The following is a 13055-nucleotide window of genomic DNA, read 5'->3' as shown; positions in this document are numbered from 1 at the left end:
CTCCTTTCGTTCCGCCCATATTTGCGATTCTACAAGGGAATCCAACGAGTCGCGGTAATCGAAACTGCTTGACCTGCGAGTCCCGAAGACTCATCGCTGGCCCCTGATTTACGCTGTTCAGGCGGGGAGCCTCGTACAATGGGTGTTATGGAAAAAATTGCGGTCAAACCGAAAACCGCAACCAAGGTCGCAAAAGTCGACAAGAAAACTCTGCCGCTCGACAGCATTCTGAAAATGGACTGCATTGAAGCGATGCGGTCGCTTCCGGATGCCTGCGTCGACATGGTTTTTGCCGATCCGCCTTATAATCTCCAGCTTGGCGGCGATCTTCAGCGCCCCGATGGCAGCCAGGTCGATGCGGTTGACGATGATTGGGACAAGTTCGACAATTTCGCGGCCTATGACAAATTCACGCAAGAGTGGCTGGCTGAGGCGCGGCGTATCCTGAAGCCCGATGGCACCTTGTGGGTTATTGGCAGCTATCACAATATCTTCCGGGTAGGTGCGACGTTGCAGGACCAGGGTTTCTGGATCCTCAACGACATCATCTGGCGCAAGTCGAACCCGATGCCGAATTTCAAAGGTACGCGCTTCACCAATGCGCATGAAACACTGATCTGGGCAGCAAAAAGCGACAAGGCGCGCTACACCTTCCATTATCGCTCCATGAAAACCCTGAACGATGAGTTGCAGATGCGTTCGGACTGGGTGATCCCGATTTGCGGTGGCAAGGAGCGGCTGAAGCTCAACGGCACCAAGGCGCATCCGACGCAAAAGCCGGAAGCATTGCTCTATCGCATCCTTCTTGCCTGCACCAATCCAGGCGATGTCGTGCTTGATCCGTTTTTCGGCACTGGCACCACGGGTGCGGTGGCGAAGAGGCTTCAACGCCATTGGATCGGCTGCGAGCGTGACAGCACATATTGCAAGGTCGCCGAAGAGCGGATCGAAATGGCGCTGCCGCTCGATGAAAGCTCACTTGAAACGATGCAATCGCCCAAGTCGCAACCGCGGGTTGCCTTTGGCCAGTTGGTCGAAAATGGCTATTTGCGGGCAGGTGCACAATTGACCGACAAGAAGCGTCGCTTTGGTGCGATTGTCCGGGCCGACGGCTCGCTCGTGTGGAACAACAAATATGGCTCGATCCACAAAATCGGTGCGCTGGTGCAAAATGCGCCTAGCTGCAATGGCTGGATGTTCTGGTATTACCAGACCCGCGAGGGCGAATTGAAAGTAATAGACGAGTTGCGGCAGAATTATCTGCTCGCCAATGAACCGTGAGGCAGATCTACCTACGCCCCTGCGCATTCATTGAAACGCCCATCGGGTTTGACGGGCACGCCGCGCGGCTTGCCGGGACGATGGTCTATTTCTCGGCAGTTGAAGTCATCGAAACCGAGGGTGGTCAGCGGGCGTCGAAAGCGCTGGTATCTCTTGCCGCATTGGACTCTCACCTGGGCGGTGTGCCAACGGATCTGGCTGAAAAGGCCCGGTCGCAACTTTCCAATATAACTTCGCCACGACCTGCGCTCAAAATGGGTGCACGCAACATCCTTCTCGATCAACCACGGGTCATGGGTATTTTGAACTGCACGCCGGACAGCTTTTCCGACGGTGGCAAACATGGCGATGATCCAGATGCGCTTGCCGAGACCGGTGGTGCAATGGCGGCTGCCGGTGCAGCGATCATCGACGTCGGTGGGGAGTCCACCCGTCCCGGAGCGCCGCTCGTTTGGGAAGGTGACGAGATAAAGCGGGTGCAACCTGCTATCGAGCGTTTGGCCAATGCAGGGCATGCCGTGTCTATCGACACCCGCAAGGCCGCTGTCATGGAGGCCGCGTTGCAGGCTGGTGCCACGATGATCAACGACATCTCGGCACTGCTGTTTGACGATCGCTCGCTCGAAGTCGCCAAGGCAAGCAATTGCCCGATTGTACTGATGCACGCGCCGAGCCAGTCGAGCGATCCGCACAAGAGTGACGGCTATCATGACGTGCTGTTCGATGTTTATGACTGGTTACAAGAACGCGTTGCGACGTTGATCGATGCCGGAATTCCGCGTGATCGCCTTTTGATCGATCCAGGTATCGGATTTGGTAAGTCGCTTGCGGACAATCTGACGCTGGTAAACAATCTGTCGCTGTTCCACGGGATCGGCTGCCCGCTACTGTTCGGTGCCAGTCGCAAACGCATGATCGGAGCCCTGTCAAACGAAGCGCCTGCCGATGCTCGACTGGGTGGTTCGATTTTCCTTGCAATGAAGGCCGTCGAACAGGGCGCGCATATCGTTCGTGTGCATGATGTGCCCGAAACGGTGCAGGCAATCCACGTCTGGCGCGGGCTGCGCGATGCCGCTTTGACGGCAGGCTGAGCGACGGGTTTCACCCGTATCGTTTGCTTTGGCCCCGATGCTATCTTGCAAGCAGGAGATTGCAGCATGATCGCAAAATATATTGTCGCCTATATCGCAACAGGTGTTTCGTTCGCGCTGATCGACAGCGTCTGGCTCCGGACGATGTATGAGCGGCTCTACAAACCCGAAATTGGCGATCTGATGTATGAAGGCGGGTTCCGGCTTGGTCCGGCGGTTGCTTTTTATCTGCTCTACATATTGGGCATGATGATCTTTGCGGTAGGGCCGGCGTTGCACAGCGGCAAGTGGCAGACTGCCTTGGTTTGGGGCGCGCTGCTCGGCTTCTTCTGCTATATGACCTATGATTTGACCAATTATGCGACGCTGAAGGTCTGGAGCACCAAGGTGACAGTGTTGGATATTATTTGGGGAACGGTGCTGACCGGCTCCGCATCATTTTGCGGATGGTGGGCCACCACGCTGATCTTCGGGAAGAATTAAGCGGCGCTGCTTTCGATACCTAGATCGGCCAGTTTGCGGTACAGAGTCGAGCGGCCAATGCCGAGGCGCCGCGCAACTTCGGTCATGCGACCACGATAATGACCGATGGCGAGGCGGATCACATCAGCCTCGATTTCTTCCAGCGGACGCAAATTGCCATCCTTCTCGTAAAGGGTCACGCCGATGCCGTCATTCATTGCAACTGTGCTCACAGTGCGCTTGCCGACAGCGGCCGCAATCTGTGGAAATTCGTCTGGTGTCAGGGCGTCACGCTCGCATAACACTGCGGCGCGGAAGAGCGCGCTTTGCAACTGGCGGACATTGCCCGGCCAATGATAGTCCTTCAGAAGTGACAGCGCTTCTTCGGTGATACCTAAACTACGCAATCCGGGTTGGCTTGCCATTCGACCCAGAAAATGTCGGGCAAGTGCCGGAATGTCGCTGATCCGTTCGCGCAGGGCAGGGATGTGCAACTGCACGACGTTGATGCGGTAGAACAGGTCTTCGCGGAAGCTGCCGTCGGCGAGTTTAGCGGTAAGGTTCTGGTTGCAGGCGGTGATGACGCGCACGTCGATACGATAGCTATGCGGCGAGCCCAGCGGTTGGATCTCGCCCTCGGTCAGCAAACGGACGAGGCGGACCTGCGTTTCCAGCGGCAATTGGTCGATTTCGTCGAGGAAAACTGTACCATTTTCGGCTTGCTGGAATATACCAACGCGGCGGTCGAAAGCGCCGGTAAAAGCATCTTTTTCGTGGCCGAACAGAACCGAATCCAAAAGATTGGGTGCAATCGCTGCACAGTTAACCTTCAAATAGGGCATGCGCGCGCGCGGGCTGGCAGCATGTATTGCGTCGGCAACAACTTCCTTACCGACGCCGCCTTCGCCTTCGATAAAGATGGGCGCGCGGCTACGGGCGGCCTTTGCCGCAATCGCCAAAGCTGTGCGGAATGCGGGAGCTGTGCCGATAATTTCGTCAAAGCCGAGCGGCTGTGAAATCTTTTCGGTCAGCGGGATTAGTTCGCCGAAATTGCGCGCATGGGTCGCCGCGAGGCTGAGCGCTGCGATGAGACGTTCGGCGGCCACCGGCTTGATGATATAATCGGAAGCACCAGCGCGCATGGCATCAATCGCGCTGTCGGTCGAACCAATAGCGGTAAGCAGCAGAACCGGCAAAGCAGGGCGGCGCGATTTCAATTCTGCGATCAGGCCAGCCGAATCCGAACCCGGCACCCATTGGTCGATGATGATCGCGTCGAGCATCATCCCTTCTTGCGTTCCCAGCATGGCGATCGCGGTTTCGGCGTCGCGGGCAAAAATCGTCCGCCAGCCTGCGCGACCGGCGATAGCCGACACCAGCCTGCACTGGGCAGGCTCGTCGTCTACAAGCATCAATAGTCGCGTTTCTTTTTCAGCCATTCTCTGTCCATGCAGGGCGAGGTGAACAATTGCCGTAGCAAGAAGAGGTTAAGAGCCGATTAAGCATGCAACAACATTTCTGTCGTCGTGACGCTTGAGCAATTTTGCGGAGCTGGTTAAGAGCGGCTGTGGCCCGTTTCGGCGGGTATCAAGCAAAGGGAGGCTGAATTGGCTGGAAATCAGGATATCCGTGCAGCAAGCGAAACCTATACGGGCTTTCTGTCGCTGCTGAAATGGGGAACCATCGCTGCTGTAATCGTCACTGCTATAGTCGTTCTGGTTATCGCATAAAGTGGCGAAAATCGCTGTTCTCAAAGAGACCGCACCCGGGGAAACACGGGTTGCGGCCTCTCCTGAAACCGTCAAGAAATTCATTGGCCTCGGGGCGAGTGTCGCGATTGAAAAAGGTGCGGGTGAAAACGCATCTGTTGCCGACGCAGACTATGAAGCCGTCGGCGCAACCATCGGAACTGCAGCCGTAGTCACCAAAGACGCGGATATCCTGTTGGGTGTTCAGGGCCCCGATCCCAAGGCGCTGAAAGGTGCTGCCAAGGGTGCTTGGCTCGTCGCCGGGCTCGATCCGTTCGGTCAGCGCAAACGCGTTGATGCCTATGCAGCAGCCGGTGTCGAAGCTCTTGCCATGGAATTCATGCCGCGCATCACCCGTGCGCAATCGATGGATATACTCTCCTCGCAGTCCAACCTTTCGGGATACAAAGCCGTTATCGATAGCGCCGCAGCCTATGGTCGCGCCTTTCCGATGATGATGACGGCTGCAGGCACAATTACCGCCGCCAAGGCATTCATCATGGGCGTGGGTGTCGCTGGCCTTCAGGCGATAGCGACGGCCCGCCGTCTGGGCGCAGTTGTTTCCGCCACAGACGTCCGTTCGGCGACCAAGGAACAGATTGAAAGCCTCGGAGCAAAGCCAATTTTCGTTGAAAATGTAGCTGGCATCGAAGGTGAAGGTGCGGGCGGTTACGCATCCGAAATGTCGCCCGAATATCAAAAGGCGCAGGCCGATCTGGTGTCGGGCCATATCGCCAAGCAGGACATCGTCATCACCACAGCGCTGATCCCGGGAAGGGCAGCGCCGCGCCTAATCACCGACGCGCAGATCGCGTCGATGAAACCCGGCAGTGTGATTTTCGATCTGGCAGTCGCGCAGGGCGGAAATGTTGAAGGTTCAAAGCCCGACGAAGTTGTCATCAAGCATGGCGTGAAGATCATAGGCTATTCGAACACCCCCGCGCATTTGGCCGCTGATGCATCAGCTCTGTTCGCGCGCAACCTGTTCAACTTCCTCTCCGCCTTTTGGGACAAGGAAGCAGACAGGCCGGTATTGCCGGATGACGATGAGATCACCGCCGCGATCCGTCTGACAAAAGACGGTAAGGTTGTGAGCGAGAGATTGCTGTGACTCTCATTGCCCTGTTGCTCGCAGCCGCGCCCGTAAATCCGGGATTACCGGTCGATGGGGGGAAAGAGTTAGTTTTACTGTACAACGAGATGAAATCACAATTGGACCTCGCAGTAGACGAACGGGCGTGCGAGCTTAGAACGAGCATTTCTGAATCCCAGAAGGTTTATCAACGCCGTTACGGCAATCGAATGGAACAAATAAGAAAAGTGATTTCAAATCGCTACCCACAAGATTTCAAAGACTGGTCATGGATCGGTGGTATGACGCGAGTGCTCTACTGCAACAAGCCTAAGGGTCAGCAAAAACAATTCAAAGCTACATTGATGCAGTTGGAAAAAAGACTGGGGAACTAAAGGCATGGACTTCATAAGTATCCTATCCATCTTCGTGATGGCCTGCTTCGTTGGCTATTATGTGGTCTGGTCGGTCACACCTGCGCTGCACACGCCGCTGATGGCGGTGACCAACGCGATTTCCTCAGTGATCATTGTTGGTGCTTTGATCGCAGCCGCGGCCTCGGGTGCGCCGGGGGCGAAGTGGCTCGGACTGCTCGGCGTAGTTCTAGCCAGCATCAATATTTTTGGCGGTTTTGCGGTGACCGAGCGGATGCTCGCTATGTACAAGAAAAAGGACAAGTAAGTCATGGAACATGCAGCCGTTCCCGCATGGGCTTTGCTTGCCTATCTTGTTTCCGGGGTATTTTTCATTCTCGCATTGCGCGGGTTAAGCTCACCTGTTTCGTCGCGGCGCGGTAACCGTTTTGGCATGGCGGGGATGCTGATCGCCGTTGTTACGACATTGGTCACGCACGTTCCCATGATCCAAGGCGACAATTTTAACAGCTATCACGGCCCGGACTTTGGCGCAATTGCTTGGGTTTTAGGCGCGATCGGTTTGGGAGCGGTGATCGGTTTAACGACCGCGCGCAAGATTGCGATGACGGACATGCCGCAATTGGTGGCGGCCTTCCACTCGCTGGTCGGTTTGGCCGCGGTACTTGTGGCTGCAGCTGCGTTCCTCAACCCCGCTTCATTTGGCATTCTTGCGACACCTGAAGAGTTTATGGATCCAACCGAGTTTGCAAAGCTTGGCTTGATCAATCCTGTCAGCCGGATAGAAATGGGTCTTGGTGTAGCCATCGGCGCCATCACCTTCTCCGGCTCGGTCATCGCGTTTCTGAAGCTTGCGGGCAAAATGTCCGGCGCACCCATTTTGCTGCCGATGCGGCACGTGATCAACTTAGGAACGCTGGCAGCAATTTTGGGACTGACGGCCTATTTCGTAGTCGACCAATCGCCATGGATTTTCTGGACTATTACCGCGCTCTCCTTCATCATTGGCTTCCTGCTCATCATCCCCATTGGCGGCGCAGATATGCCGGTCGTGGTCTCAATGCTCAACAGCTATTCGGGTTGGGCGGCTGCGGCGATGGGCTTTACGCTGCACAATAGCGCGATGATTATCACGGGTGCGCTGGTCGGTTCGTCGGGCGCTATCCTCAGCTACATCATGTGCAAGGCGATGAACCGAAGCTTCATCTCGGTGATTGCCGGTGGCTTCGGTGCGGATTCGGGCGCGGCTGCAGGCGGCGCAGCGAAAGTTGACCGCCCTTGGAAGCGAGGCTCTGCTGAGGACGCCGCCTATATGATGAGCCAGGCCGAAAGTGTCATCATCGTCCCCGGATACGGTATGGCGGTGGCGCAGGCACAGCATGCGCTGCGCGAGATGGCGGATCTGCTCAAGAAAGAGGGCGTCAGCGTCAAATATGCGATCCACCCGGTCGCAGGGCGTATGCCGGGGCACATGAACGTGCTCCTCGCCGAGGCCAATGTGCCTTATGATGAGGTGTTCGAACTGGAAGACATCAACAGCGAGTTTGCGCAGACCGATGTGGCCTTCATCATTGGCGCGAACGACGTGGTCAATCCGGCGGCCAAGACCGACAAATCCTCCCCCATCTATGGCATGCCGGTGTTCGATGTCGATAAGGCCAAGACCGTATTTTTCATCAAGCGCAGCATGGGCGGCGTGGGCTATGCGGGTGTCGATAACGATGTCTTCTACATGGATCAGACGATGATGTTGCTCGCCGATGCGAAGAAAATGGTCGACGATATTGTGAAGGCCTTGCAGCATTAGGCCAGAGCGCGCTATCCGCTGAATCAACACGTCGCCCCGGCCTGCAAATCCGGGGCGATATGATTCCATTTTAGGGAAATTATATATGCGCAAAATCGGCCTGATCGGCGGGATGAGCTGGTATTCGACCGAATTTTATTATCGCCGGATCAACAAGCAGGTGCAGCGCCGTGCAAACATGATGTGCAGCGCGCCAATGATACTCGACAATCTCAATTTTTGCGATCTGGCGAAAGCGACCACTGATCAGGATTGGGATCGGGTGGCAGAGGTGCTGGTCGCGTCAGCCAAACGACTTGAAGCGGGCGGTGCAACCGCGATCCTGATCGGCGCCAACAGCATGCACAAGGTGCATGATCGGGTGTCGGATGCGGTGAAAGTTCCCGTGCTGCACATCGCCGATGCCGTTGGCCAGAAGATGAAGACCGATGGCGTCGAATCTGCCGCTCTCATCGGCACGCGCAATGTCATGGCCGAAAACTGGTATCGCCAGCGGCTCGTCAAGCACGGCGTGACTCTGCTCCCATGGGAGGCGAATGATGTCGAGGAACTCGATCGCATCATCTATGACGAGCTGATGGCGGGACAGGTTGTCCGCAATTCGGAACGCGCGCTGAAGACGATGATCACCGAAATCGACAAGGACGGTGCCGACGCCGTGGTGTTGGGTTGCACAGAGCTTGGTATGATTGTTGATACAAAGGCCAATGTGCTGCCGATTTATGACAGCGCCGAAATCCATGCCGATGCCGGCGTCGACTGGATTTTTGGCGACGCGCCCTGATGTAAGCCCTTGGCAAGTCTGTCCGGATATTGCAGACTTGGTACATGAGGATGAGGGACAAAGGCGTTTACGCCATCATCGCTGTTAGCCTTGCATTTGCAAGCACGACAGCTTTCGCCAAAACCATTTCGGTCGCTGCTGGGGACGATGCGCAGGCGCGTTTGCAAGAGGCGCTAATTGGCGCAGTGCCGGGCGACGTGGTCGAACTGGGCAGCGGACGGTTCAGGCTAACAGATGGACTGTCGCTTGATGTCGCCAAGGTCACGGTGAAGGGGCAGGGAAGCGGCCAGACAATTTTGGACTTCACTGGCCAATTAGGTGCTGGCGAAGGCTTGCTGGTGACCTCTGACGATGTTGTCCTGCGTGATTTTGCGGTGGAAAACACCAAGGGTGACGGCATTAAATCCAAGGGTGCTGACCGCATCGTTTACTATCAGCTCCGCGTCGAATGGACCGGCGGGCCAAAAGAAACCAACGGAGCCTATGGCATCTATCCGGTTGAAAGCCAGGATGTGCTCGTGGATAGCGTGTTGGTGCGCGGTGCTTCGGATGCGGGCATCTATGTCGGCCAGTCACGTAACATAGTGGTGCGCAACTCGGTTGCGCTGGAAAATGTCGCGGGCATCGAGATTGAGAATAGCTACGACGCCGATGTTCATGACAATCTGACAACCCGCAACACGGGCGGCATATTGGTGTTCGATCTGCCCAACCTGCTGCAGATGGGCGGCAAGAATGTGCGCATTTTCGAAAATGTCGTCGTCGACAACTCGACACCCAATTTTGCACCAAAGGGCAATATCGTCGCCAATGTGCCGACCGGTACCGGTGTGATGGTGATGGCAAACCGGAATGTGCATGTGTTTGACAATATGCTTGGCCAGAATGGCACGGCCAACATCATGGTGGTCGGCTATCGTTATCCGCAGAACGATCCGAAATATGATCCAATTGCCAGAGGCGTCGCCATATGGGGTAACCAGCATGACAAGGCAGGTTGGGACCCGAAATTCCCCGGCAGCCAGCAGATCGCACAGGCACTAGGCGGAAGCCTGCCGCCTATCTTCTGGGATGGTGCGGGCGGTGATGCCGCTAGGCCGGTAATCGCCGATCCCGTTCCAGCATTGTCATTGGGTCTGACCGATTTAATTGCAACGCCCGAAAGTGCTCAACCGACTATGCTCCAGACGACCGCCAATCTCCCCCCGGAATTGCCGCGCATCCGCCTGCCCGAGAGCATGGAGGCTGTGGTTCGCTAATGCGGCTGTTGCTGGCGGCGATCGCTTGTCTGGCGTTGACGGTATCGGTGAAGGGAACTTCGGCGCAGATTGCCGAAGCAGCCATAATGTCAGCCGAGAATCCGGCGTTGCTCTCCAGCTTCGGGTTTTTTGACGGCGCGGCATCGAAACCATCGGCGGCGTTGCTTCCCTATGCGCTACGCACACCGTTGTTCAGCGATTATGCGGAAAAGCAGCGCTTCCTCTATATGCCTCCGGGTAAGAGTTATACGGTTGACCAAACAGGTCGGTTGCAGTTCCCCGTCGGCAGCGCCTTAATCAAGAGCTTTGGTTATCACGATGCCGCCGGCAACCTCAATATCATCGAAACCCGACTGCTGCTGCATCGTGCCGAAGGCTGGGTGGCGTTGCCCTACGTCTGGAATGCTGATGGCAAAGACGCTACATTGAAAATTGGCGGTGCGCGCAAGGCAGTTGAGTTTGCAAAAGCCGACGGTGCAAAAATGGCGATTAGCTATGCCGTTCCCAACAAGAACCAGTGCAAACAATGCCATTCGACCAAAGATGCGGTGATGCCCGTTGGGCCGGTCTGGCAAAATCTGGCATTTGAAACTGCGAAGGCGCGCGCTAACTTCGCCATGCGCGGAGAACTGCCATCAAGCCTGCCTGCAGTCGAAGCCAAATGGGACGACGCCAAGTCCAGTACGGTTGAGGCGCGTGCATTGGCCTATCTGCGAGTTAACTGCGGCCATTGCCATAAACCAACCGGCTCAGCCTCCAATTCCGGACTTTTCTATGATGACCATGAACGCAATCCGGCCGCGCTCGGCATCGGCAAACGCCCGGTTGCTGCGGGCAGGGGATCGGGCAATTTCGATTTCGTTATCGAACCGGGCCATCCAGAACGCTCAATACTTACCTATCGCATGAAGAGCGTCGATCCCGGCATCGCTATGCCCGAACTAGGCCGTGCATCCGCCCATGATGAGGGGGCTGCCTTGCTGGAAGCCTGGATCAGGTCGATGAAACCGGCGTAACGCTTACTGGCGCATGAAAGCAGGCAGACGGTAGCGCTCGCCCGTCCAAGGTTCAAAATAGCCTTCAACCGAAGGGTGATTGATCGGGCCGTTTTCGGCGTCCGCTACCAGATTTTGCTGGCTGACATAGGCGACATAGCTGCTGTCGGCATTTTCGGCGAATAGGTGGTAAAAGGGCTGGTCCTTGCGCGGGCGAACCGATTCAGGGATCGCCTGATACCATTCTTCGCTGTTGCCGAAGACCGGGTCGATATCAAAAACCACACCACGAAAATCGAACACGCGATGGCGTACGACATCGCCAATCGAAAATAGCGCTTCGGCAATAACCGGCATGTCAGGATTCGAAATCATGGTGCCAATATCGTATCGGTTTCACTCTGATGCAACCTTGCGCTTGGCAAATCCGAATTCATTCGCTAATGGCCGCGCTCTGTCGCACGGGCGCGCCCATTTTGGGTATCGACCAAAGCCCGAAAGACGTGCGGACAGATGCCGGAGTGGTCGAACGGGGCGGTCTCGAAAACCGTTGTGCCAGTAATGGTACCCAGGGTTCGAATCCCTGTCTGTCCGCCATTTTTCACTGATATTTGGCGATTTTAATTGCGCAATTAATTCTTTGTTGCGCGGTGCGAGCAAATTTGGTCAATAGTTGGCATGACAGACAGCGAACGCATCCCCGTAATCATTGGCGTAGGCCAGATAAATGACCGTCTGGAAGACCCCGACAATGGACTCGATCCGCTCGGGTTGATGGTAGAGGCGCTAAAGCGTGCCGAGGCGGACGCTGGCGTTACATTGCTCACCAAGCTGGATAGCGTCGCGGTGGTTGACCAGATCAGCTTCCGGAATCTCAACCCGCTCGACGCGAAGCTTGCCGAAGCACTGGGGGCGACTCCTGCGGTTTGCTATCAGTCCGAAGCCCCGCATGGCGATACGCCCATTCGTCTGCTGAACGAGGCTGCAAACCGTATTGGGGCAGGGGAGATCAAGTTGGCTGCGATTGCCGGCGCAGAGGCGCTGCGTACTATTGCGGGCCGCCTTGCCAAACATGCCACGCCACAAAAGGATGTGTTCGAAGGCGTTCGCAATGAAGCGAAGCGCGAACCGGGCTATGCGCAGCAGCACGGGCTGAATGCTCCTGTAGATGTTTATCCGCTTTATGAAAATGCAGGCCGAGCGGCCTATGGCCAAAGCTTAGCGGAAGCCCAGCAGGAGAGCGGCGAAATCTGGTCACGCTTCAGCCAGATTGCGGCAGCAAATGACGGGGCATGGATTCGCAAACCGGCATCGCCCGATGACATCATCACATCATCCGAAAAAAACCGTCCGCTTGCTTTTCCATATAACAAACTGATGGTTGCCAATTCATCGGTCAATCAGGGCGCTGGTTTTATCGTCGCCAGTCTGGCCGAGGCACGCCGACTGGGCATATCTGACGACAAGCTGATCTATGTCGGCATGGGAGCCGCCGCAAAAGAAGCGTCAAGTTTCCTGCACCGCGACCGCTATGACCGTTCTGTCAGTATGGAAACGTCGATCCGGCGTACTCTCGAGCTGAACCAGATGAGCGGTAAAGATTTCGATTTTGTCGAGCTGTACAGTTGCTTTCCTTGCGTCCCCAAAATGGCGCGGAGGATTATCGGTTGGCCAGTCGATAAGCCAGCGACAGTGTTCGGCGGTTTGACATTCGGTGGCGGACCGATCGCCAATTATATGAGCCATGCGGTCGTTTCGATGGTTGATAAGCTGCGCCAGGAAGGCACCAACGGCTTCCTCTTTGCCAATGGCGGCTTTGCGACCGACAATCACTGTATTGTACTATCCAACCAACCCGTTGCAGCGGCGACTTTCCCGCAGGACTTTAATTATCAAGCCGAGGCAGATGCTGCGCGCGAGACCGTGCCGGACTTGAACAAAGATTATGTCGGCGACGGCCGCGTCGAAACCTACACGGTCTTTTATGGCCGTGATGGCAGCCCTAAAGGCGGCGTAGTGGTGGCGCGCACATCGTCAGGCGAGCGGACTTTGGCGCATATAGATGTGACAGACGCGCAGATGGTTGCCTTTTTGACCGACGGTAAAGCTGAGCCTGTGGGAACTTCTGGCCAGATCGTACAGAACGGTGCTGGCCAACGGGTCTGGGCCAAGACTTAGGCGG

The 13055-nt window shown here is 56.2% G+C and carries 14 protein-coding genes and 1 tRNA gene; 13 read left to right on the top strand and 2 right to left on the bottom strand.

Annotated elements, in window-relative coordinates; translation table 11 throughout:
• The first annotated feature begins 138 nt into the window (after nt 1-138).
• The 3 genes from DXH95_RS06325 (at nt 139) to DXH95_RS06315 (ending at nt 2855) form a co-directional block, all read left to right on the top strand.
• A complete protein-coding gene (locus DXH95_RS06325) occupies nt 139-1281 on the top strand; it encodes a site-specific DNA-methyltransferase (protein ID WP_115548546.1) in 1143 nt (380 codons plus the stop codon).
• Complete coding sequence (gene folP / locus DXH95_RS06320; RefSeq protein WP_239016558.1) at nt 1278-2372, top strand: dihydropteroate synthase; 1095 nt, start codon at nt 1278-1280, stop codon at nt 2370-2372. The genes DXH95_RS06325 and folP overlap by 4 nt, the downstream gene beginning before the upstream one ends.
• Before the next feature lie 66 nt (nt 2373-2438).
• Complete coding sequence (locus tag DXH95_RS06315; RefSeq protein WP_338061702.1) at nt 2439-2855, top strand: DUF2177 family protein; 417 nt, start codon at nt 2439-2441, stop codon at nt 2853-2855.
• On the opposite strand, the gene DXH95_RS06310 is transcribed toward DXH95_RS06315, so the two are convergent.
• Nucleotides 2852-4273 carry a sigma-54-dependent transcriptional regulator gene (locus tag DXH95_RS06310; protein ID WP_115548545.1) on the bottom strand — a complete coding sequence of 474 codons (1422 nt, stop codon included), beginning with the start codon at nt 4271-4273 and terminating at the stop codon, nt 2852-2854. The two genes, DXH95_RS06315 and DXH95_RS06310, sit on opposite strands and share 4 nt — an antisense overlap.
• Before the next feature lie 168 nt (nt 4274-4441).
• On the opposite strand from DXH95_RS06310, the gene DXH95_RS06305 reads away from it, so the two are divergent.
• The 8 genes from DXH95_RS06305 to DXH95_RS06270 all read left to right on the top strand — a co-directional run bounded on the left by DXH95_RS06305 (nt 4442) and on the right by DXH95_RS06270 (nt 10894).
• Entirely contained in the window at nt 4442-4564 is a 123-nt protein-coding gene (locus tag DXH95_RS06305; protein ID WP_115548544.1) for an aa3-type cytochrome c oxidase subunit IV, read from the top strand.
• A 1-nt stretch (nt 4565) separates the two neighbouring features.
• Nucleotides 4566-5693, top strand: coding sequence for an NAD(P) transhydrogenase subunit alpha (locus DXH95_RS06300; RefSeq protein ID WP_115548543.1), 1128 nt, complete (start codon nt 4566-4568; stop codon nt 5691-5693).
• A complete protein-coding gene (locus DXH95_RS06295) occupies nt 5690-6049 on the top strand; it encodes a hypothetical protein (protein WP_115548542.1) in 360 nt (119 codons plus the stop codon). Before DXH95_RS06300 ends, DXH95_RS06295 begins: the two co-directional genes overlap by 4 nt.
• 4 nt (nt 6050-6053) lie before the next feature.
• On the top strand, nt 6054-6335 hold the full coding sequence (locus DXH95_RS06290) for a proton-translocating transhydrogenase family protein (protein WP_115548541.1): 282 nt from the start codon (nt 6054-6056) through the stop codon (nt 6333-6335).
• Between the two features lie 3 nt (nt 6336-6338).
• Nucleotides 6339-7835, top strand: a complete 1497-nt coding sequence (locus tag DXH95_RS06285) for an NAD(P)(+) transhydrogenase (Re/Si-specific) subunit beta (RefSeq protein ID WP_115548540.1) — start codon at nt 6339-6341, stop codon at nt 7833-7835.
• 85 nt (nt 7836-7920) lie between these two features.
• On the top strand, nt 7921-8619 hold the full coding sequence (locus DXH95_RS06280; RefSeq protein ID WP_115548539.1) for an aspartate/glutamate racemase family protein: 699 nt from the start codon (nt 7921-7923) through the stop codon (nt 8617-8619).
• Between the two features lie 44 nt (nt 8620-8663).
• Nucleotides 8664-9878, top strand: a complete 1215-nt coding sequence (locus DXH95_RS06275) for a parallel beta-helix domain-containing protein (protein WP_115548538.1) — start codon at nt 8664-8666, stop codon at nt 9876-9878.
• Entirely contained in the window at nt 9878-10894 is a 1017-nt protein-coding gene (locus DXH95_RS06270; RefSeq protein WP_115548537.1) for an SO2930 family diheme c-type cytochrome, read from the top strand. The genes DXH95_RS06275 and DXH95_RS06270 overlap by 1 nt, the downstream gene beginning before the upstream one ends.
• Before the next feature lie 3 nt (nt 10895-10897).
• Here the strand turns inward: DXH95_RS06270 and hspQ are convergent, their stop codons facing one another.
• On the bottom strand, nt 10898-11248 hold the full coding sequence (hspQ, locus tag DXH95_RS06265; protein ID WP_239016557.1) for a heat shock protein HspQ: 351 nt from the start codon (nt 11246-11248) through the stop codon (nt 10898-10900).
• A gap of 132 nt (nt 11249-11380) precedes the next feature.
• Here hspQ and DXH95_RS06260 point away from each other — a divergent pair.
• Nucleotides 11381-11470: transfer RNA gene (locus DXH95_RS06260), tRNA-Ser, on the top strand.
• A gap of 81 nt (nt 11471-11551) precedes the next feature.
• Complete coding sequence (locus DXH95_RS06255) at nt 11552-13051, top strand: acetyl-CoA acetyltransferase (protein WP_115548536.1); 1500 nt, start codon at nt 11552-11554, stop codon at nt 13049-13051.
• Nucleotides 13052-13055 lie beyond the last annotated feature (4 nt).

Source organism: Sphingorhabdus pulchriflava (assembly GCF_003367235.1).
Classification (GTDB): Bacteria; Pseudomonadota; Alphaproteobacteria; order Sphingomonadales; family Sphingomonadaceae; genus Sphingorhabdus_B; species Sphingorhabdus_B pulchriflava.
This window is presented reverse-complemented; position numbering and strand designations above follow the sequence as displayed.